Source organism: Candidatus Thorarchaeota archaeon, assembly GCA_013388835.1.
Lineage (GTDB): Archaea > Asgardarchaeota > Thorarchaeia > Thorarchaeales > Thorarchaeaceae > JACAEL01.
Map to the genome: position 1 here is coordinate 1 of JACAEL010000026.1, position 22,289 is coordinate 22,289.

Genomic DNA, 22,289 nt, shown 5'->3' on the forward strand with positions numbered 1-22,289 from the left:
CCTTAGACCACGCCCAGACCTCGTAGTTCATCCAGTACTCGGAGATGCCTATCTTCTTGTAGAACTCGTAGTCGGTGGGCACGTTCGTCTTCGGCCAGCGAGTCATCACTAGCGGCCAGTTGCCACCCTGTACCATCACACACCTGTCGGCAATGCCCATCTCATGTTTCGACACATCCCATGTCGGCTTCACAATGTCATCCCAGTTCTGACCGCCATAGGCGACGACGGTCTTGTAGTGCGGATGGGGGACCATCTTGATAGCGGCCTTCGTGATTATGCCCATCGAACCCTGAGAGCCCAAGAACAGTCCATCTGGATTCGGGCCCAGCCCCCATCTGTAGTAGGGCTTTGCGCCTTCCAGAGCCCACGAACCCGTCCTGAAGATCTCTCCGGTGGGCAACACAACCTCAAGACCCATGATCATGTCCGCCTGTGGTCCATACACGCCAGTCACTAGCGAGAAGCCCCGCTCAATGGCGTCACCCAGAACAGTGGCGGCCGGCGGTGCCCCATCGGGAATTGGTGGTGCCCATTCAGGGTACTTGGTCTTGAAGATCCGCCATGCATCCCCGGACTTGACGCCGGGCTCCACGACCATGACGCGGTTCTCCGTATCGACCTCCATCCGATTCATTCGGGTCATGTCCATATAGATTCCGCCCGGTTCTATGGCAGGCAGTGCAAAGCCTCCGCTCAGACCCCCCGCAGCGGGAGTCACCGGACTCAGGTTCTCATTGGCGACTATGAGGATCTTGGACACCTGTTCGGCGTTCTCAGGTCGTACAATGACCTCCGGAACCACCGCTTCGAGGCCCATGATGCCCCGCGCCATGTAGCTGTGACGCAGTGGCTCGCTAGTTGTGACGTACTTCTCGCCACAAATGGCCTTCAGCTTCTTGACCACTGCGTCAGTAACGCGGTTGTATTCTGTCACGAGATAGTCCTCCTTGTGGGGTCAGTATTCCTCCATGGAGTCTTCGATGCTAGGTTGCGGCCATAAGAAATCCATCATAAATACGCATCGGGTTGCGGCAGCACCCGACCACATGGTTCACATGACAGACAGTTGGTCCATGATTGATGCATTAGAACACGTGTTCTACTGCGAACCGAAGATTCATTTACCCGAGTGCGATAGGCGCGCGAAGACTCGCGCAACGCGAGGATGGCTTGCCTAGACAGTCACATCAACCAATCGAGAGACTCGTCGCATTCCACAGGGGACTTCGAAACCATGACTCAGTACAAGCCATGCGACTACAAGGCGTTCATCACTGGGCCCTATCAGTCGGGCAAGACTCACCTCATTCACACCCTAGACCCAGACGCCATATCCATCGAGAGGCCGATGTTACGACCCCATCGAGGTCACTTGGGCAGCACAACTGCTGGATTCGACCTAGGCCGGGTCGTCTGGCTGCACAAGGACAACAAGGATCTCATACTGCCCAGGAGCGAATACGCAAAGAGCAATGGCCAGTACGCCGGCTGGACAGCCAAGGAAGTCGAACTACGTGGAGTCCCCGGTTCGCTACAGTACAGGCTAGTGAGAGACGCAATGCGTGCCAGGTCCGACCTCGTGCTCATGGTAGTTGACTCGTCTGACCCAGCGATGGCGGCAGACGCGCTCAAGATCCTTGAGGAGACCAGGGAAGGCTCAAACGGTACACACATCGAGTTCATTGCGAACAAGCAGGACCGAGAGGATGCCGCATCCCCGCGGGAGGTTGCCTCATGGCTCGGTGTACCAGACGTAATGGGGCTCTCTGCAACCGACTATGAGCAGTGCAAGGAGGCACTTGTGGGTGCCCTGAGGAAGCTCGAAAAGAAGAAGAACTCTGAGCCGAAGTGACAGGGGATAGTACCGAGGGACAGAGTTCAAGAATACACGGACCATAGCGTGCGTATGTCATGTGAAACATGCTGCACCATAGAGAGATATGGGAGGAGGGTGGCGACGGGCCGATTCATATGTATAGATTGCTGGAAGACTGCTGGCAAAGAGACCAACCGTGACAGACATCGTGTCAATCAGGATGAATGCAAGTGACCTCTTTCGTGTTCGAAGCAAGTCTTTTGAGGGACCAATGACGAATAGTCAGTGGTGGACCGATGCTGGTACAATGTAGTCGCACGCCCTCTGACTACTGACGCGCTCACCCGTGACCCAGACCGGCGTCGGCCACCGCTCTGCACCATGTCAGCCTGAGCAGGTCCTCTTTAGGTCCGCCTCTGCAGCAAGATGGCGGTGCTCGCTCGGGTCCTGCGACTTGAAGAACCGGCAGCACGTTGACTCCACACTGGTTGTCCAAGGCCAGTCTTGCTGTACGCCAGTGGATATGCAACTACTAGAATATCTTCGGCTCGTCCCACTCGCCGTACATCTCACGCCAGACGTCGAAGATCTCTCCGACGCTCGCGTATGCCTTGACCGCCTCGACTATGTGGGGCATCACGTTGTGACCCTGGTCCGTGGCTCTTCTCAGACCATCGAGCGCCTCGCGGACTGCTTGGTTGTCGCGCGTGCGTCGTATATGATTGAGCCGTTCAATCTGCTTGCGCTCCACCTCGGGGTCTATCTTCAGCACAGGAATGGAGATGTCTTCATTCTCCAGGACAAACTCATTGACGCCCACGATGACCCTCTTGCGTTCTTCAATCTCTCGCTGATACCTGAAGGCGGCGTCAGCTATCTCCTTCTGGAAGAAGCCCTTCTCAATCGCCGCAATCACACCTCCGAGTGCTTCGACTTGGTCAAAGTACTTGTATGCAGCCTCTTCCATCTCATTGGTGAGCGCTTCGACATAGTATGAGCCAGCGAGAGGGTCAATTGTGTTCGCCACGCCGCTCTCATATGCAAGAACCTGCTGAGTACGAAGGGCCACCCGCACCGCCTCCTCTGTGGGCAGGCACAGAGCCTCGTCCATCGAGTTGGTGTGCAAGGACTGAGTGCCACCTAGAACTGCTGCCAGGGCCTGGTATGCGGTCCGCACCGCATTCACCATCGGTTGCTGTGCGGTGAGAGAACAACCTGCCGTCTGTGTGTGGAACCGAAGCCACAGTGAACGTTCCTTCTTCGCTCCGAACCGTTCCTTCATCTCCCTGGCCCAGATCCTGCGAGCTGCACGGTACTTTGCGACCTCCTCAAAGATGTCGTTATGCGCGTTGAAGAAGAAGGAAAGACGCGGGGCGAATGTGTCTACATCGAGGCCTCTGTCAATACCCGCCTGGACATAGGTCATCCCGTTGAGCAGTGTGAAGGCGAGTTCTTGCACAGCGGTCGAACCGGCCTCGCGAATGTGATACCCGGAGATGGAGATGGTATTCCACCGGGGGATGTGCTCAGAGGCGTACTCCATGATGTCAGTGATGATTCGAAGAGATGGTTCAGGAGCGAGAATCCAGCTCTTCTGAGCCATGTATTCCTTCAAGATGTCGTTCTGTATGGTGCCTCCAATCTGATCTGACGAGACTCCCTGCTTCTGCGCAGCCACCATGTACATCGCTAGAAGGATTGACGCTGGCGCATTGATTGTCATGGAAGTGGTGACCTTGTCAAGAGGTATGCCCGAGAAGAGAATCTCCATGTCCTTGAGCGTGTCCACCGCCACGCCCAGCTTTCCCACCTCGCCATGTGCAAGTGGATGGTCGGACTCTCTTGCAAAGATTGTTGGGAGATGGAAGGCCACGCTCAGACCAGTCTGGCCATTGGCGAGCAGGAACTTGTACCGTGCGTTCGACTCCTCGGCAGTCCCCATACCTGAGAACTGCCTCATGGTCCACAGCCTCCCACGATACATCGTCGCCTGGACCCCTCGCGTGTACGGATACTGGCTTGGAAAGCCGAGGTCCCGTAGATAGTCGAAGTCCGGAATGTCCACAGGCGTGTAGAGTCGTCTCACAGGAACACTGGAAGTGGACACGAACTCGGAGCGCCGCTCAGGGTCACGTCGCATCTGCTCTGCGAGAGTAGTTGACTCCCAAGACTCCAGCGCCGAGCGGATGGCCTCAATCTCGGAGTCCTTCCTCTCAGCACCTCCTTCTTTGCCAGTTCTCAGAACGGCCATCGACATGTCTCCTTTTGGACGAACCTGTGCTTCGCTCAGCTCACCAGATATTAAGTGTTCGATTGGCGTGACTCTGTTGCATGAATGGCTCCGACCTGTCGCAAGGGCTGAGACTGGCATATGTGTTCGTCTTGTGTGCGGTACTCGTACGAGTCGGCCAGCGCGACGACCCTCTGCAACTCCGGACATGACTTCTGCAAGAGTCCGTTCTGGGGAAACGTTAATAACAGCTCCAAAGCCCGACGCACAGCGCGCTAGGCACAGTGCCTAGAGGATGTCACAGCGGATGGTTTTGACCCATGAACAAGGCCAAGGTTGCATGCGTGACCGTTGTACTGACTCTCGTACTGCTATCTATAGCTGTCCCGCCGGCTTCTGCGAATCCCGGTACTCGTCTTGACTCCCTGTATGCCTATCTGAATACGAGATATGACTCTGCGAACGAAGGTGGCTACTCTGTCTCCGGGGAAGTCATATCCCGGATTGGTTCCACCTACTCTGCTCTGGTCGCGCTTGATGAGCTGGGGTATCTCGCAACACGGCCCCCGTTGATTGACCTAGTAAAGACAAAGAACTTCACTACAAAGGTCCAGTACGAGTCTTCGAAGTATGAGATCAAGAACATCAACTATGGAGGTTGGGGCGACACCTTCGCAGTGAATGCAACCACAGTGACCACATATCAGGCCTTGAACTTGTGGGAACTGCTGATAAAGCACGACGATATTCCCAAGATGAGCTTGCTGAACATCAAGATAAACGAGGTCCCAGTCTTCATAAACCGGACACACTCAGTCTCAGGTGGGTTTGCCAACAGACCAAACGGTACAGCAGATGTCTTGTCCACATTCTACGCACTTTGGTCGCTCGACTATGTGATCAAGAAGAGCCCGCAGTCAAACAACTGGACCACGTGGCTGCCAAACCCTGACAACACTACCCAGTGGATACTCAGTTGCATGGATGGCAACGCATTCAAACTCAGTCCTGCTTCTAGGGTCACGGGGGTCACTGCTACAGCAGCAGCTCTGATGTCTCTCAAGATCCTTGACAAGTTGAACATGCTTAACAATACGCAGGGCATTCGCGACTGGCTTCTTGCACGGCAAGTGCAGACTGTATCGGTCGGTATGCATGTGGGCGGTTTCACGGAGGGTGTCGCCACAAACGACACGAATCTCATGAGTTCCTACTTCGCTCTGCTAGGGCTGGACGCCCTTAACGCTCTGGAACTGGTCAATGCGACTGGTGCGATTGACTTCATACTGGATTGTCAGTCCGCCGATGGCAGCTGGGGTCTGGTTCCTCAGATGACGACGGGCAAGATTGGGAACATTGGCATTGCAATCAAGGCCCTGAAAATGCTGGAGTCCAACGTCTACGGTCTCTTGCTCGAGCAGGATCCAAACCACCCTGCACCGTCTCTGGTCGACTGGAGAGTTGTGGTGATTGTCGCCGTGACTGCGACGGCTGTGATTGCTGCAGTCGTGTCGGTGCGGCGCGACTAGTAGTGACTCTTATTAGACCAATGTAGTGTGGGATTCGCAGGACGCGCGAGGTAGCAGTCATCCTGCGAGGTGCTTCAATGCCCGACCATACTCCCGACGATGAGAACATTCCGAGATACACCAGGGGATTCGAGTGGTTCACACATCTTGTGAGAACTGACATGAGAGGACGGCCTTGGAGGAAGCTCGGCCTCTTCTCCTACTATGATGCGCCCTATGTGGAGAGTGAACGTCTCTACCTGTCGCCAAAACAGGCGATGCTCGCGATGGCGGCTGATGTCAAGAGCCAAGGACGCAATGTGGTCATGGTTGTGGACGCGATGGAGAAGGCTGAGATGGGCCTGAGCACAAAGCAGGGCTTCGATCAGTTCATGGAGCTGTACGACGGCATCTTTCCGGACGCGGCAAAGTTCTATTTCGGGTCACGTGACTCGGACCGCACCTGGCTTCACGACTATCCCTCACTTAAGATTCCACTCCAGTGGGTGATTCAGCACCCTGTGGTCTTTGCAGAGGTGCTCTCGGACGCATCTCCGGTCGGAGAGATCGTGGGACCTGCTGATGCGTCCTTTGAGGACTTTGCTGGCATGACTGAAGTCCTTGTGGAGAAGCTTGGTCCTCCCTCGCTGTCAGAGGAAGTACTTGGGAAGATTCGAAGCACTGAGGCAAGCGAGTATGCAGGAGAAGCGGTTGGGCTCCTGACCGTCTTCATCAGTCCAGCGACAGCCGTGACGAGAAGCGTTCGATACTTGGGAAAGTTCGTGAGTCTGTTGAAGAACCGGCGGAAGCAAGAGGTGAAGGAAGTCTATGAGGAGTGGGCGCAGCGCGTGCGCGATGGCTACTCAGAAGAGAATCTGCGAAAGTACTTCGATGACGACCCATCATTTGAGTCCGAGCTCACAAAGGCAGTTGAAGAGGTCCGTCCTGTGCTCTTGGTCCTTGAGACCCGCGGAACATTGTACGACCTGTTCATGCCGCTCATAACCCAGCAGCTCGTTGAAGTGGTCGGCTACGTACGTCCGGAAGATCGGCCAAAGGAGGCTGTTGTGTCATCGAGCAGAAAGAGGTCCTCTAGTAGTGACTCGGGGTGGGACAGTGAGGAGCTCGCTTACGAAGAGATTGATACGCCTGATGGCGAGTCTGAGGAGAGTATCGCCGGGGCCGTCGCTCCCGACGTAGAGCTCTCTACAGACGTGGAGATGTCCTCTCAGGAGTTCGAGGGCAAGCCCGAGACAGTCCTGTTCCTAGATGCTGCCACTCACCTGTCCAAGTTCAACCGCTCTTTCAAGTTCTCGCTCAAGATACCGGAGCGCCACCCCAACATGTCGGTGGCAGCGTCCTTCTTCACCCAGCGGGAGAAGATCAGTCAGGCTCTACGAGACGCCGTTGTTGAGTATATGTCAGACAGAGCACTGGTCTTCGACCTTCACCCCGACCTGTTTGACGCCGTCACCGCCAACATCCCAATCTCCACAAAGGCGTGGCTCATGGGTCAGCTGCAGGAGATGGAGCGCATTCATGCCGCTGGGGGCGTGGCGTTCCTCGAATACTATGCTCCGCAGAAAAACAAGTGGACCCTCCGCTCTGTTGATAAGCCGGACCCCAAAGTCATACGTGAGATTCGGGGCTGGTTCAGAAAGAAAACCGACTGAAGACAGCCACAACCGTTCTGTACGGTTCGTCGCCAGTCGGAAACAGATGGACACCGAAGATGTACACAGCTGCCTCTGTCGTCCTTCACTAAAACCGGAACGCATTCAAGTGGAGGGAGTCGCCGTCCCGTGTTGAATCACCCCCTCTCTCATGTGACTCCACTTCACACGGTATTCCCACAAGAGATATAATCCCTGCATTCATGATACGGTCGGTCTCAGTCCGGAGGTATCCCATTGAGCAAACCAGACATGACACAGGCTAGGGTCATGAAGATCCAGAAGGGCACTGTCATCACATTGCCCAGTGATTTTGTCGATGCCATTGGTCAGCCTTACGCACTAGTTATACTGGTGATGAAAGACAAGAACGTGAAGCTCTATCCGGTCGATAGCGGCAATGTGATGTATCTCAAGTTGGAGATAGAGAAGCTAAGCAAGAGCTTCCTTGAGGAGCTCACGATGGTCTTCGAGAAGGCCGGACTTGAGGACATCCTGTTTACCAGCGGAATCTGTCAGGCTGCGAGTCAGTGCTACTATGAATGCTACTTCACTCCCGAGCAGTTGAAGATATCGCCCAGTGACTTGGAGTTGCACATGAAGCAGATATCCGGTGTGCAGAAAGTGATACTGAAGAAGGTCCCGCTAACTGGATAGTGTTGCCTGCGGGGAAGGCCTGCGTCCAGTCGCCGTCCTACTCACGAGGCGGGACAGACAAGGAGGTCATCCATTGGTAGCCTTCTGGGGTCTTCTCGACCACGATGGCGACTTGGCCCGATGCATTCGCAGTCGTGCAGCCTCGTTCGACCACTACTGCGGCCAGATGCAGACTCACTATGTGGATAGGCTCCCGTCTGAGAATGGAATCCTCTGCGTTCGCTCAGGCTCAGGACACGGACCTCTTGTCACTGTACACGAGCATGAAACAATGCTTGTGTACTCCACCTACGAACTGCCGGAGCGTTATGCACCGATCGCGGAGTTGACACTGAAGTCGCTTGGGCAAGTGCCGAGTGCGCTGCCTGACACTGAGGGTAATGGTGCTCATCTTGCCTTGCAGGTCTCGGCATCAGGGATTCGGTCCTATGCAACGCAGTACTTCATGTATCCGTTCTATGTGTGGACCTTGGATGGAAGTACTGTATTCTCATCGGAGCGGAAGTTGCTCTGGGGTCTCCCGGAACTGCGTTGTATTCGACTCGAACCCTCGCAGTGGTTGTTGATTGACTCCGCCGGACGGAAGCAGGTCGGCTCGGGCGGCCACACTCGCCCCTCGGTCTCACTGGTCTCCTCTCCCTCCGAACATGTCACTGCACTGAGCCGCCATCTGAGGAAGTCCTTCGAGCCCATCCGAGGACAAGGATGTGCCATTCTCTTCTCGGGGGGTGTGGACAGCTCCTTACTCGCACTGTTGGCGAATCAGGAGTGCGAGAGTGTGTCTCTGCTGACGACCTGCACAGAGGACTCTCTTGACGGAACGGCTGCCGAACGGGCGGCTGAACTACTTGGAATGGACTTTCACCGCATCTTGCTGGACCTTGACCTGGCATGGCAGATGCTTCCCGAGGTTGTCTTTGCTATCGAGTCGTGGGCGATGATGGATGTTGCAATTGCCCTGCCATTTGTACTGGCATCAAAATACGCATCGAAGCGAGGCATTGTACACGTTGTCTCTGGTCAGGGTCCCGATGAGCTCTTCGGGGGATATTCAAGACACGCTGAGACCTTCTTGAAGAGCGGGCCTCGGGAGCTGGACAATCAGCTGTGGTGTGATGTCTCTGTGACCCACCGAGTGAACATTGAACGTGACATCAAGGCAATCAACTGGGGGGGCTGTGAACCTTTCTTTCCCTATCTAGCACCGGAGTTCGTCCGTCACTCGATGTCCATCCCCTCAGAACAAAAGATCGTGGCACGAGATGGCGCCACTGTTGAGCGAAAGCATGTCTTCAGGGCATTAGCACGAAGTCTTGGTCTGGCGGAGTCACTGGCCTCCGCGTCAAAGCATGCGACTCAGTACAGCTCGGGTTCTGAGACCACAATCTCTGCTGCAATCAGGCGCTACGGACTGGAGGCAAGAGACATGACCCGGAGGCAGATGCACGCATACCAGCAGACGGTACTGGACTCCATGGCCACAGTAATGGGACTCAAGTCCGCTCCTCGGTCTCCAGCACGTCAACCCCACTTCGACACTGAGTCCATGCACCGATTCTTGGACCGGCTCAGCCACCAGTGATTGTTGGAAGCACAATCACAGAGTCGTCCTCGTTCAGGATGTCATTGAGCTTCAACCTCTTTCCGGCCAGGAGAACAACGTGGTCATGCGTCATGCCTAGCTCTGCCAGCAGCTCCGAAACGGTCTTCTGAGAGGTGATCTTGACAGTCTCGACTCTGATACGCGATAGTTCGGACAAGTGTTGCACCAATCAGACATCTCTCATCTGTCCTTATATCGTTACTTGATACGACTGTGTTTCCTTGATTCGCAGTACTGCTGGCTCCTGACTGGTCTCGATCCTCTGTATCACGCAAATCCATCCTCTATCGACGAATGCCGTAATTATACATGTACATCGTTATCGATATATACTGCCAGTGAGTCCGTACGAACGTCGTCATGACACTACAAAGTTGATTCCATTCGGTGAGAGCCGTTCTGCCTTGACATCTCTACAGGAACGTTCATAAGACGGATTCCTGCCGAAGCGGGAAAAATGACGTAACGTGATTCGGCGAACATCGAATGCAAGGAGAAATGCTGTGAATGGTGGGAATTGTTGGTTATGGCGTCTACATACCTCGATATCGCATAAAGACTGAGGATATCGCAAGTGTATGGGGCGAGGATGGCGCTGCAATGGCGTCAGGACTTGCCGTGTATGAGAAGTCCGTTCCTGGACCAGACGAGGATGTGGCCACCATCTCTACCGAGGCTGCACGGAACGCAGTCAAGTATGCCGGGATAAACCCAACCGAGATTGGCGCAGTATACGTCGGCTCTGAATCGCATCCGTACGCGGTCAAGCCGACCGGAACAATCGTGGCCGAGGCAATTGGTTGTTCCCCCCAGATGACCTGTGCTGACTTTGAGTTCGCCTGCAAGGCAGGCACGGCAGCAGTGCAAGTGTGCATGGGTCTAGTATCGTCGGACATGATCAAGTATGGTCTGGCCATTGGCTCAGACACTGCTCAGGGACGTCCCGGTGACGCTCTTGAGTATTCAGCGGCTGCTGGTGGTGCAGCAATACTCATCGGAAAGACCAATTCCGTCGCCACGATCGAGGCGACCGCATCCTTCACGACCGATACTCCTGACTTCTGGCGTCGAGAAGGCTCAGACTTTCCGAGTCACGGGGCGAGGTTCACGGGAGAACCTGCGTACTTTAGACATGTGGAAGAGGGCGCCAAGTTGTTGATGAGTCGTACGGGCCGTGGAATTGATGACTATGACTACTTTGTATTCCATATGCCCAACGGCAAGTTCCCTGCCATCGTGGGTCGGAACATCGGTGTACCCAAGGAGAAGTTGGAAGACAGCCTAGTGGTGAAGAGGATTGGAAACACCTACTCAGGGTCTTCAATGATAGGTCTGTGCAGGGTTCTGGACATCGCGAAACCTGGAGCGAGAATCTTCATGGTCTCGTACGGGTCTGGTGCGGGTAGTGATGCTTTCAGCATTCGTGTTGAGGACGAGATACTCAACCACCGGGGTAGAGTCCCCACTGTGGACGACTATATCGAGAGAAAGACATACATCAGCTATGCAGTGTACGCCAAGTATCGACGCAAGATCAAGGCTATCGGGTGAGGGAGGTATAGTAACATGACACGTAGAGTGGCAATAGTCGGAGTTGGAATCAGCAAATTCGGAGAGCTATGGGAAAAGAACCTTCGCGACATAACTCTTGAAGCTGGTATGTACGCGATATTTGATTCTCAAGTGTCCGGCAAAGACATCGACGCAGTCTGTATCGGAAACATGAGCGCAGGAAGATTCACGGGCCAAGAGCATCTTGGAGCCCTCGCGGTGGACATGGGTGGTCTTGGACACATCCCATCCTACAGCGTGGAGGCTGCCTGCGCAAGTGGCGGTGCAGCAGTGCGACAGGCGTACATGTCAATACTGTCAGGTGAACACAAGGTCATGCTGGTGCTTGGCTGTGAGAAGATGAGCGACGTCAGCCAGACCGAGGCCATGAACACAATCGGGGTTGCAAGCGATTGGGAGTGGGAAGGGCTGTTCGGAGCGACTTTCCCGGCCCTCTATGCCTTCATGGCCCGTCGTCACATGCACGAATACGGTACAACAGAAGAACAGCTCGCGAAGGTGGCTGTGAAGAACCATGCAAACGCTGTGCACAATCCGTGGGCTCAGTTTCAGAAGGCAGTCTCATTGGATACCGTGATGACATCCGGCCTGCTGGCGGACCCAATTCGAGTGCTTCACTCCTCGCCGGTGTCTGACGGTGCTGCAGGGCTCGTCATGTGCTCTGAGGACATAGCGAAGAAGTTCACGGACACGCCTGTCTACATAGAGGCATCAACTCAGGCCAGCGACACACTTGCACTTCACGACCGTCGTGACATATGTACCATGGATGCTGTGGTCATTTCTGCAAGGGATGCTCTGAAGGAGATTGGGGCCACGGTCGACGACATCGATGTATTCGAGCTGCATGACAGCTTCACAATCAGCGAGATCACACTCACCGAGGACATTGGGCTGTGCAAGAAGGGTGAGGGTGGCAAGATACTTGACGAAGGCCTCACACAGATAGGCGGCAAGTATCCTGTGAACACATCCGGTGGTCTGAAGGCACGGGGGCATCCGATTGGAGCAACTGGTGTCGCTCAGGTTGTCGAGCTGGTACTCCAGCTGAGAGGCGATGCCGAGAAGCGGCAGGTGGACGGAGCGGAGAAAGCGATGGCTGTGAACATCGGCGGCACGGGTGCAACGTCCATTGTTCATGTACTTGGGAGGTGATTTGGTGGCAGAGAGAGGTGTTGCAGGTGTCTGGAGAAAGGAGAAGGCCATGTACAGCATCGTCGGCAATCACTGTACGACATGCGGTACTTACTACTTCCCGCCGAGACCGGTCTGTCCGGAGTGCCGGCGCAAGGGTCATCTAGAGGAACACAAGTTCAAGGGACTTGGCAAGGTCCACACCTTCGCGATAGTCCGTCAGGCTCCGGATGACTTCAAGCGTCAGGTACCGTACATCATCGCACAGGTTGAGCTTGACGAAGGAGCGAGGCTGACTGCTCAGATAGTCAATTGCGATATTGACGCAGTAGAGATTGGTATGCGGGTCCGTGCGTGCTTCAGGAAAATAACCGAATTCGGACCCGAGGGTATCATCGTCTATGGATACAAGTTTGAACCAACCATGAAGGTCACTGGTCACAAGTAGCCTCATGACGGGGGCTCGGGACAGAGCCCCTCACACCTTTTCTGAGTACACGACCTCTTCGACTTCTTCTTCCACGTCAACTGACGATGTGTCGGTGTTCCAGAGGTCTAGACTGGTGACTCGCTCTGTCGCTGGAAAGGCGACATTCAAGACCAGAGTCGTACCCACTCTGGCCTCATGAACAGTCGCATTGTGAACGTGTCCATGAATGACTAGGTCAGGTTGTTCGTTCCTGACAGCGGAATAGAACTTACGGCTGCCAAGCCAAGAGAATGTCTTGGACTCCTCCCCCTCGCATGTCTCGAGGCAGGGACTGTAGTGCATTAGCAGTATCCTTCTATCGACAACTCCTCTGAGTTCTCTGAGGAGGGACACGGCTCTCTCTGCTCTTCTTTCAAAGATGATCCTGGGTTGCGGCATATTGCGCTTCTGCCATAATGTGGGCTTGTCCAGCGAGCCCTGAGTGCCCACAATCCCCACTGTCGTCTTCCCAATCTCAAGTACCGTGGACTGCTCGTCGAGGAATGTCACACGGTCCCCGGTAGACGCCCTGAGCTTGGTGCGTGTGTCAATGTATTCCTCATTACCAAAGCATGCAACAATCGGCACGTCATCTCCAATCTGTTGCTCTATTGTATCGAGCACCCTTGGAAACTCCGCGGACATGCCCCTATTCACCATGTCCCCGGCCATCAGAAAGATGTCGGGTTTCCGACAGCCTCGGAGTGCAGCTGCAAACTCCGTGAGATACCTGGGGCAATGGACATCCGCTACGGCCAGTATTCTCATCTCTGCACTTCGTGGTTTTCAGCGTGAACACATATTAAAGGTTGTATCGGCGACCTAACATGTGACCAAGATGCAGACTGCTACCTGGGCTCTGAACCTGTTTGATAGGCTTCACCTTGGCCACCACGTGCTGATCGAACGACTCTCTGAGATGCCCAATCCGTCTGCATGTGTGCTGGACGGACCTCTCATCGACAGCGAACTTGAGCTACGTGCCATTGTGCAGCCTGCTGACATCCGTGTCGCTAGGCTCCAGGCCTTTCTTCGCGATGAGGGTCTTTCCGAGACAGTTGCGGTGTCCTTAATCAATGATATCGACCAACTGACAAGGGCCGAGAGCCGGACGCGCTTCATGATGTTCGAAGGTCCATGCTGTGCGGAGATACAGGCGGGGGTACTGGAGCGTTGGAGCGGTGTTCGTGATGCGAGAGACGCCTTCGAGTTATTGAAGCCAGTGCGAGCCAGCGATGGTGACAAGCTCTCGTCCGCGCGAATACGAAAAGGTGAGATAGACCGTCTTGGAAGACGTCTCAAGGGAACGCGGGAGCCTGCCCGGCGTCTTGAGGTTCAAGACCGAGCTTATCTCCAGGCGCCGAAGGGGCGGTTGTATCACACTCGTGACGGTCCCCCAGAGGTACAGGTTGCGTCCGAGCTTGTCAAGACTTCTCCTCCAAGAGTGATTGCAGTGGGCGATGTGACAAGTGCGACGCTGGCAGCGCAAGGAGCCCATGTGGACCTGAGCATAGTCGACGGCGCGACCAAGCGAGGCGCATTTAGTGGACGCCCGACCTCGGAGTGTGAGTACCACATCTACAACCCGCCGGCAGTGATTTACCCTGAGGCGTGGTCGACAATCGACACCGCACTTGACAGCCGGGAGAAGTCCGTGATCCTAGTTGACGGGGAAGAGGACCTGCTTGGATTCCCGGTCGTCCTGCTGGCTCCAGAGGGCTCTGTCATGCTCTACGGACAGCCAGACGCGGGAATAGTCTGGGTACCGGTGAACCGAGAGAACAAGTCACTGGCGAGGGCTCTGCTGGAAAGGATGCCCACAGTCGCCTGACCTATCCTCTCATTGCTACAGGTATCTTCGCGATGCAATCAGTGGCCGTTATGTGGTTGCCCAGTTCCTGATATGCTGCCTCTCCAGCGAGTCCGGACACAAATGCAGCCGCTGCTGCAGCCTCGAATGCGTCTCTTCTCCTTGCCATCATCGCTGAGGAGATCCCAGTAAGCACATCGCCAGTCCCTCCAACAGTCATGGCTGGCACTCCTGTCTTGTTGAGCTTGTGGCGGCCGTCCGGATGAGCGATGACATCTATTGGACCCTTCAGGAGTATGACTGAGTCATACTTGGCTGCTGCCTCTCTTGCCCTCCTGATGCGCTCTTGAATGTCTGGACGAGGCTCCGACTTCTGACCCAAGAGGATCTGGAGTTCTCCCCAGTGTGGCGTCAGGATGCACCTTGAAGGGTCCATCTTGATACCGATGCCGGGGAGCGCTTTGAGTCCATCTGCATCGACTACGACTCCCATGTCTAGACTCAAGACTCGCTTCAGCAGGTCTTGAACTCCCCTGATGGTCTCCGGGGCCATGCCCAAGCCGGGTCCGATGGAGACCACATTCGCACCTCTTGCCGCTTCGACTGCCATGTCGACGGAGGTGACATCAAAGACACGAGTGGGGAGCGATTCCACCATCAGATTCGGGCTGTATGACCTTATCGGTGTCACTACTGCCTGAGGCACAAGCACCCTCACTAGATCAGCGCCTGTCCGAAGTGCTGCAAGACCGGTCAGGGCAGGGGCACCTGAGTACACATCGCTCCCTCCGATGACGAGGACTCGACCGTAGTCGCCCTTCTTCGAGTCCGCAGGTCTGGGACGGTTGAACAGCCAGAGGTCTCCGGGCCCACACATCTTGGCGGCTTCGGGTGGAATGCCTATGCGTGCCACTACCAGCTCTCCAACGAACTCCTTTGCCAGCAGCAGTCCCGTCTTTGGAGCATGGAGTGTGATGGTCACATCCGCTATGATGGCCGGGCCAAGTGCTTGTCCACTGTCTGAATCGACCCCGGTGGGCACGTCTATGGAGTACTTCCTCGCGCCGGATGCGTTGAAAGCCTTGACAGCGGTAAGCATTGGCTCGCGAACCTTGCTCTTCTGGCCAAAGCCCAGCATCGCATCAACGAGGACGTCCGCCTGGCCTGCTGAGTTGTAGCTCCTGACGTCCGACTCGGTCAGCAGAGTCGTCTTGACAATACCATCGATGTTCTTGAGGATGCCCCAATTCAGCTCTGTGTCCTTGCTCGTGAAGGCCTTCTCTGAGCCGATGAGGCCCACCTCGACGTTCGCACCGGCTTCATGGAGGTGCCGTGCAGCGACCATTCCGTCGCCACCATTGCCACCTGTGCCGCACAGAATGACAATCCGTTTCTGCTCAACGGTCTCTCTCTTTTCGATGGCCCTTGCGACTTCCCTGCCAGCCTGCTGCATCAGCATTCCAAGTGTGATACCAAGATGCTGGGCATTCAGTTCGAGTACCCGCATCTGCTCTGCTGTCATGGGCTCAGTTCTCACAGGCAACACCTCTTATCACACCGTTCATTTTTAGTTGGACAAAATTGGACACAGGAGTCTTGTCACTCCCAGGAGACGGCACTGGGGTCACTCCTCGAGGTCTCATGAGGTGTCGAACCGACCTCGAGCTCTCAGCTCCCGCACGGAGGTATATATGCATCACGCAGTGATGTCCAAGACCGTCCAACTTCTGGGCAGCTGCTGCCTACCCACTGTTGCATACTAATGAATGTGATTGGTCGCCTATGTGGAGGACGCGAGTCGTTCAAGTGTCTTCTTGTTTCTTTTCAGGCCTCTTGGCTGGCTTTTCTTTGCCGCCATTCTTCGACAGGTATTGGTGTATACCTCTCGCTGCTCGCTTGCCCGCACCCATTGCGCTGATTACCGTTGCGGCCCCAGTCACAATATCACCGCCAGCAAACACACCAGGAATTCTTGTCATTCCAGTCTCTTCATCGATGATGACAGTCCCCCATGGATTGACTTCCAGTCCCGGCGTCGTCTGGGGAATTATCGGGTTGGGAGAGTTACCAATCGCGACTATCACTGTGTCAATGTCAAGCACGAATTCGGAGTTCGGAATCACAACGGGTCTGCGTCTGCCTGACTCGTCAGGAGGTCCCAGTTCCATTCTGGTGCAGGTCATACCTATGACCCTGTTCTTGTCATCTCCCAGTATCTCGGTGGGATTGATCAGGAATTGAAACCTCACTCCTTCCTCTTCAGCGTGGTGAATCTCCTCCAGACGCGCTGGCATCTCTTCCCGTGACCTGCGATAGAGAACATAGACTTCGGCCGCACCCAGCCGCAATGCAGTTCTTGCAGCGTCCATGGCGACATTGCCGCCCCCTATGACTGCCACCTTCTTACCAATCCGCACGGGCGTGTCATACTCCGGGAATCTGTAGGCCTTCATCAGGTTGACTCTGGTGAGGAATTCGTTCGCGGAGAAGACATCGACAAGGTTCTCACCTCGTATCTTCATGAAGTTGGGCGCACCAGCTCCGGTGCCGATGAACACGGCCGAGTAGCCATCCTGCTCAAGGAGCTCTGGTATTGTCTTGATTTTTCCGATGACGTAGTTGTACTTGATCTCCGCTCCGAGTTTCATCAGATAGTCCACTTCTGCCTCCACAATGCTCTTTGGCAGTCTGAACTCGGGGATTCCGTACATGAGAACACCCCCGGGCTTGTGGAACGCCTCGAACACAGTGACATCGTAGCCCATCTTGAGGAGGTCTCCGGCGCATGTGAGTCCCGCCGGACCCGAACCAATCACTGCTATCTTCTTTCCGAGCTTCGGTGGCAGCTCTGGCAATGTCTCGCCCTTTGCCCTTGCATAGTCCGCCACGAACCTCTCCAGTCGACCGATTGCAATAGGCTCGTTGCGCACTCCACGGATGCAGGACTGCTCGCACTGAGTCTCTTGAGGGCAGACCCGCCCGCAGACTGCAGGAAGGCTGTTGGTCTCCTTTATCTTCGCCGCTGCAGCCATGAAGTCGCCCTTGCGAATCAGTTCAATGAATTCCTTGATGGGCACCTCGACTGGACAACCGCTCACACACTTTGGGTTGCGACATTGAAGGCACTTCTCTGCCTCAGCCATGGCCTCTTCTGCTGTGTATCCCAAGGCCACCTCATTGAAGTTGCGCCTCCGGACATTCGGGTCCTGTTCTTTCATAGGGGTCTTCTTTGTGGGGGGCTTTCGCTCCTTCTTTGGTCCCTCGCTCATCTATGCCATGCCTCCGCGTTCCTTTATCCACCGTCCGGTGGAAACTGCTTCTTCCTCCCAGTATGCATTCAGGCGCCCCATGAGCTCGCTGTAGTCGACGAGGTGTCCATCGAACTCAGGACCGTCGACGCAGGCAAACTTCATCTGACCGCCCACTGTGACTCGGCAGGCGCCACACATCCCTGTTCCATCTACCATTATGCTGTTCAGGCTCACCCACGTCGGGATCTTCTTCGGCTCGGTGGTCCTGCTCACGAACTTCATCATTGGCACGGGCCCGACCGCAAATACGAGGTCAATCTTCCGGCCCTTCTGAATCAGGTCGGCAAGGACGGCTGTGACAAAGCCATGCACTCCACAAGACCCATCGTCGGTGGTTTCATAGAACTCATCGCTGATGTCGTACATCTCCTTTCTGTAGAGGAGAAGGTCCATGCTGCGCGCGCCGTTTATTGTGATGAGATAGTTGCCTGCTGCCTTGAAAGCCCTAGCAACGGGATAACAGATTGCACTGCCACACCCACCTCCTACGGTCACAACAGTACCGTAGTACTTGTCCGTCGGTGTAGGCTTGCCAAGTGGCCCCACGAAATCGAGAATCTTGTCTCCGATGTTCAATGTGCCAAGAAGCTTCGTAGACTTGCCGACCTCTTGAAAGACTATGGTGATGTCGCCCTTCTCTCTATCAAAGTCGGCAATCGTGAGTGGAAATCGCTCACCTGTTTCGTTGACTCTGATCATCACGAATTGGCCAGGTCTGCAGACCTTTGCTACATCAGGAGCTCTCACGACCATCATCTTGGTCATGGGATTAAGGATCTGCTTGAACTTGATCTCGTACATCGAGCCACAATCCCTGTATATGGAAACAGCCCCTTGCGTCCGGGGGTTCTCCGTCGGCTGCACAACAGGGTCTTATATAGCTTGGTCCCTAGACCATCGTCTGTAGAGCTGTCCCACTTCACGAATCACGATGCCGCACAGGTCCTTGGGCGTTGTGACTGGGACTGCTGATGCGCCCGCTGTTCTCAGGGCTTCAAGCGTCTCTTCGCGGGCTTCTCCAATATGGAACACGTAGAACTGGTGTCCCTGTGCTGACAGCCTCTCAACTGAGTCCACGAACTGGTCCCAGTTGGCGATGTCTGCGTCGGTCATGACTAGGACCAGCACCCTGCCTTCCGACTCTCCGCAGACTCTGGCTATATCCTTGACCGGAGCCACTGTACCACCCCCCTGATATGACAACAGGATGTCTTCGACTTCCTGTCGGCTCCTGGTGAAAGTGCATGTGCGGATGTCGTCTGAGAAGTTGATTACAGCAACACGCTGGTTCCTCTTGAAGGCAAACTCGACTGCGGCGAAAGCAGAGAGTAGAGCCATGTGATAGGGCCCTGATACTCTCTTCGCCGTCATCGACCACGTCATGGATCCGCTGGAGTCTATAACAATCAACAGGTCCGGATACTCTTCGGCCTCACTGTTGCCCAGCAACTCTGTTCGCTTCCACTTCCTAGTGGACATGTTCGGGACAATCACAGGAAACGCCTGCAAGGACTGGACAATGTCGAGCTCCTCAATCGGGTCTCCCAAGCGCCAGATGTCTTGACTCAGAGGCAAAGACCCTGAGGGCCTCTGCTCCCTCACATCGATTGAGACCATGCCTCTTGCTTTTGCTCTGTACCAGAATCTTGTCCAATTCCTTCCCTTAGTATCCATGCCAGCAAGCAGCAGTACCCCACGCAGGTCTCTTAATGACCCTCCCCTCTGCTCCACTTCCCTTGCGAGCCTCTCCATCTCCGTGTCGCTGTCGCTGGTTCTCGTGCCCTCGATGCATCTCTTAGCCATGTCCCCATTCCTGACTTCAAGAGGGTTGCCCATGAGGCGGTCGATGTCATCAGCCACCTTTTGACTCTGGTCAGTAGTGGATGAGGCTCCCCCAGAAGCCTTTCCTCTGAGACCGAGCCCCTCTGAGGACTCCTGACTCCCCACTTTGGGCAGCCATTCCTTCACTATCTTCGCTATCTTCTCTGTTGCAACAGGCCATTGTGTTTCACGTTCCAGACACTCGCGTGCTACCCCCACTATTTCAGTGGCTGCCTTTGCGGTCCTATCATCCACATTGCATGTCGGTGGCAGCGGAAACCCCCACATCATCCTGTATGTGGCCACAGTCAGAGTCCAGAGCTGGCTGTGTTCATGTGTACGTAGAGCCGCGTCATGGATTGATGTGACGATTCTGTCGTAAGTCAGGGCTTGATGCTTTTTCAATAGCCTGGAGTCCACAACCAGGTCTGCAAACAGATTACAGGTGAACATTGCAAGGTCCGAACTCAGATGTCTACTGGCTGCAGCAAACATCATGCCGCTGGACACGCCGTCGTAAGGACAGAACACATAGTGCTGTATCTCATGCTGCGACACAGAGCGCATGAATGCCTCGCACTCTCCCTGCGTCAGGTGTACTGGTACTCCAGCAGTGTTCAGGTGCACGGTCCACGTTGCAGAGTCTATGTAGAAGTAGCTGCTCTTGTCCGGTTCGTACTCTATCACCGGCTCGGGCAAGGGTGGATGGTAGTGGTCTGCCACCGCCTGCAGCCAGCCTCTTCGTGATGCATCCAGTAGCCAGTCGGGGGGTAGGGTTTCACCTGACTCGGCAGCCAGTTGTCCTCACCTCACTCGCGTAGAGCAGCCTCTATGTCGTTCCGGAGTCCGAGTGCTTCCACGCCTCCGGATATCTCAAGGAACACCGCAGAGTCGGGGGAGTTTCCGGTCACGTATACCACCAGTGTGAGATGCTGAGTTCTGATCACTTTCCTCTTCGGTGGCTGCAGGGTTTCCTTGAGAATCTGGGTCATGCCCGGATACTTGAGGCTTATTGTAGTCCAGAGCTCTTGCCACTTCTCGAAGTTGAGGGTGAAGGTGGCGAGTGTCAGTCTATGGAGTGCCTCGGACACCCTTGCTAGGAGCATTGCACGGTTTGGAAAGTCCGTCTGTGCGGCCAGGTGCTCCTCAACTCGCGACAGTTCCTTCACATCCTTGTTCCCAATCCCCCTCTCGATTCTGTGGACGACCTCCATATAACTGGACTTGGTGAGCTCCTTTGCAAGGTCCACATAATCAAGCATCACTATCAGGTCACTCCGCGCCATCTCCTCGAGCTCCTTGAGTTCCTTCTTGGATGCCTCCCCTCGTTTCAGGCGCTCTACCAGAGCGATGGAGGGTTCCCGTTGCGTGAACCTTGATGCTGCCAGTTCGACAAGATGTTCTGCGAACTTGAATCGGTCTCCGTAGTAAGGTGATTTCGTCAACTCTTCTCGGACGAACTCGATTCTGTGCCAGAAGACGAGCGGTGCAAGCGCTTTGACTATCTCAAGGGACACCTCTGGAGCCTCAACAAGCCAAGCCAGGGCCTTGCTATACCGATTCAGGTCCTTTGCTGCTCGTACACTGAGTGGTACTGTCACCTTGTTGCAGATGCTCTTGGCAGTGTTGAAGTGGCAGCCGTCACAGAGACCGGTCTCAACAGTCAGTCCGTGTGCCTGGCTCTTGTCAGCCCTGATGCAGGCTCCAAACTCCCGAACTAGGGATCTCATGAACTCCGATGCTACTGAGGACACAGGCACCTTGTCAGCAAGGTTCCATATTGTCAGGAGGTCCTCCTCACTGAGAATCGCAGGCACCTGCCAGAGCTCATCATATCCGAAGAGCCGCTCGTCTCGCGATGCCAGTATCAGCTCAAGATCGTTTATGGTGGGCATGGTGATGGGCACAGCCATACCGAACCTGTCTCTGAACGGAGGCGACAGGTCGAAGGTGCCTGAGTCTGCAGGATTCATCGTCGCGTACAGGCAGTACTCTTCGCAGCGCTTCACTTCGTCATAGTACTTGAGTTCGCCCTCTGCCAGCATGGAGAGAAGGATGTTCTGTGCGTGAGGAGTGAGGCGGTTCACTTCATCGATTATCTTCCAGAAGCCCGTCACGAACTTCCGCCAGACGACCACTTCAACCCCGTCCTTCATGAGCGGACCGGGTCGAAGCGTGGCGACCATCTTCTCTTCTGTGAGCTGGGGATGTCCCCTGATGACCCCGTCCTCGATGTCATTCAGACTCTGTCCGGTCATCATCCGACCGAGCAGCTTGCACAGAGTGGTCTTCCCGCCTCCATGTCCTCCCACCAGTAGCATCGCAGAACGTGGCACGATTTCATTGAGGACGCAGGCTCCAGCGATGAGTGGGAGTCGTGTGGTCTTCTTGTCTCCACTGATCGACCTGTATCTTATGGTCAGAGCAGAAGAGTGAACGAAGAGACCACGACTCTCCACTGTGGATATGACCGACCACACATGCTGCCTGAGACGGTCGCCAGGAGTGCTCATAGTATGCTCGGTGTGGCTGCCGCACACTCAGTTATGGTGTCTTCGGTCGGTAGCGCCATTCGGTATGCAGGGCCGAAGCGACTATATGCAGTTGTCTTGCTCTTGTAATGCCGACGCCGGGGGTCCGACTTTGGAAAGAGACAGTCCTGCAGCCGAGGTCTTGCGCCTC

The 22,289-nt window shown here is 55.1% G+C and carries 18 protein-coding genes; 9 read left to right on the forward strand and 9 right to left on the reverse strand.

The window, feature by feature from the left end; translation table 11 throughout:
- A partial coding sequence (locus HXY34_05040; protein ID NWF95484.1) for an FAD-binding oxidoreductase occupies window positions 1-937 on the reverse strand: 937 nt, incomplete at its 3' end.
- Between the two features lie 300 nt (window positions 938-1,237).
- Here HXY34_05040 and HXY34_05045 point away from each other — a divergent pair.
- Window positions 1,238-1,855 carry a GTPase domain-containing protein gene (locus HXY34_05045; GenBank protein NWF95485.1) on the forward strand — a complete coding sequence of 206 codons (618 nt, stop codon included), beginning with the start codon at window positions 1,238-1,240 and terminating at the stop codon, window positions 1,853-1,855.
- 496 nt (window positions 1,856-2,351) lie between these two features.
- Here HXY34_05045 and HXY34_05050 read toward each other — a convergent pair whose 3' ends face one another.
- Window positions 2,352-4,070, reverse strand: coding sequence for a methylmalonyl-CoA mutase family protein (locus HXY34_05050; protein NWF95486.1), 1,719 nt, complete (start codon window positions 4,068-4,070; stop codon window positions 2,352-2,354).
- A 299-nt stretch (window positions 4,071-4,369) separates the two neighbouring features.
- Here HXY34_05050 and HXY34_05055 point away from each other — a divergent pair, with 299 nt between their 5' ends.
- The 4 genes from HXY34_05055 (at window position 4,370) to HXY34_05070 (ending at window position 9,469) form a co-directional block, all read left to right on the forward strand.
- Complete coding sequence (locus HXY34_05055; protein ID NWF95487.1) at window positions 4,370-5,578, forward strand: hypothetical protein; 1,209 nt, start codon at window positions 4,370-4,372, stop codon at window positions 5,576-5,578.
- Between the two features lie 77 nt (window positions 5,579-5,655).
- The gene (locus tag HXY34_05060; GenBank protein ID NWF95488.1) at window positions 5,656-7,230 is read left to right on the forward strand and encodes a hypothetical protein; all 1,575 of its coding nucleotides are present in this window, start codon (window positions 5,656-5,658) and stop codon (window positions 7,228-7,230) included.
- Between the two features lie 237 nt (window positions 7,231-7,467).
- Complete coding sequence (locus tag HXY34_05065) at window positions 7,468-7,887, forward strand: hypothetical protein (protein ID NWF95489.1); 420 nt, start codon at window positions 7,468-7,470, stop codon at window positions 7,885-7,887.
- A 73-nt stretch (window positions 7,888-7,960) separates the two neighbouring features.
- Window positions 7,961-9,469, forward strand: coding sequence for a hypothetical protein (locus HXY34_05070; GenBank protein ID NWF95490.1), 1,509 nt, complete (start codon window positions 7,961-7,963; stop codon window positions 9,467-9,469).
- On the opposite strand, the gene HXY34_05075 is transcribed toward HXY34_05070, so the two are convergent.
- Window positions 9,456-9,647 carry a MoaD/ThiS family protein gene (locus tag HXY34_05075; GenBank protein ID NWF95491.1) on the reverse strand — a complete coding sequence of 64 codons (192 nt, stop codon included), beginning with the start codon at window positions 9,645-9,647 and terminating at the stop codon, window positions 9,456-9,458. The two genes, HXY34_05070 and HXY34_05075, sit on opposite strands and share 14 nt — an antisense overlap.
- A 350-nt stretch (window positions 9,648-9,997) precedes the next feature.
- Between HXY34_05075 and HXY34_05080 the strand changes: the two genes are divergently transcribed.
- From HXY34_05080 to HXY34_05090, 3 genes are read left to right on the forward strand one after another with little or no spacing between them, the layout of a single operon-like run.
- Window positions 9,998-11,041, forward strand: coding sequence for a hydroxymethylglutaryl-CoA synthase (locus HXY34_05080; GenBank protein NWF95492.1), 1,044 nt, complete (start codon window positions 9,998-10,000; stop codon window positions 11,039-11,041).
- Between the two features lie 15 nt (window positions 11,042-11,056).
- Window positions 11,057-12,217: a thiolase domain-containing protein gene (locus HXY34_05085; protein NWF95493.1), complete on the forward strand. Its 1,161-nt coding sequence runs from the start codon at window positions 11,057-11,059 to the stop codon at window positions 12,215-12,217.
- A 49-nt stretch (window positions 12,218-12,266) separates the two neighbouring features.
- Complete coding sequence (locus HXY34_05090; protein ID NWF95494.1) at window positions 12,267-12,644, forward strand: Zn-ribbon domain-containing OB-fold protein; 378 nt, start codon at window positions 12,267-12,269, stop codon at window positions 12,642-12,644.
- Window positions 12,645-12,674: 30 nt separating this feature from the next.
- Here HXY34_05090 and HXY34_05095 read toward each other — a convergent pair whose 3' ends face one another.
- Window positions 12,675-13,433, reverse strand: a complete 759-nt coding sequence (locus HXY34_05095; GenBank protein ID NWF95495.1) for a metallophosphoesterase — start codon at window positions 13,431-13,433, stop codon at window positions 12,675-12,677.
- A 70-nt stretch (window positions 13,434-13,503) separates the two neighbouring features.
- Here HXY34_05095 and HXY34_05100 point away from each other — a divergent pair, with 70 nt between their 5' ends.
- On the forward strand, window positions 13,504-14,496 hold the full coding sequence (locus HXY34_05100) for a DUF359 domain-containing protein (protein ID NWF95496.1): 993 nt from the start codon (window positions 13,504-13,506) through the stop codon (window positions 14,494-14,496).
- 1 nt (window position 14,497) lies between these two features.
- Here HXY34_05100 and HXY34_05105 read toward each other — a convergent pair whose 3' ends face one another.
- From HXY34_05105 to HXY34_05125, 5 genes are all read right to left on the reverse strand, one after another.
- Window positions 14,498-16,012: an NAD(P)H-hydrate dehydratase gene (locus HXY34_05105; GenBank protein NWF95497.1), complete on the reverse strand. Its 1,515-nt coding sequence runs from the start codon at window positions 16,010-16,012 to the stop codon at window positions 14,498-14,500.
- 265 nt (window positions 16,013-16,277) lie between these two features.
- Window positions 16,278-17,744, reverse strand: coding sequence for an NADPH-dependent glutamate synthase (gene gltA, locus HXY34_05110; GenBank protein NWF95498.1), 1,467 nt, complete (start codon window positions 17,742-17,744; stop codon window positions 16,278-16,280).
- Entirely contained in the window at window positions 17,745-18,587 is an 843-nt protein-coding gene (locus HXY34_05115; GenBank protein NWF95499.1) for a sulfide/dihydroorotate dehydrogenase-like FAD/NAD-binding protein, read from the reverse strand.
- Between the two features lie 72 nt (window positions 18,588-18,659).
- A complete protein-coding gene (locus HXY34_05120; protein NWF95500.1) occupies window positions 18,660-20,330 on the reverse strand; it encodes a VWA domain-containing protein in 1,671 nt (556 codons plus the stop codon).
- A gap of 86 nt (window positions 20,331-20,416) precedes the next feature.
- Window positions 20,417-22,120 carry an AAA family ATPase gene (locus HXY34_05125; protein NWF95501.1) on the reverse strand — a complete coding sequence of 568 codons (1,704 nt, stop codon included), beginning with the start codon at window positions 22,118-22,120 and terminating at the stop codon, window positions 20,417-20,419.
- Window positions 22,121-22,289: the final 169 nt, after the last annotated feature.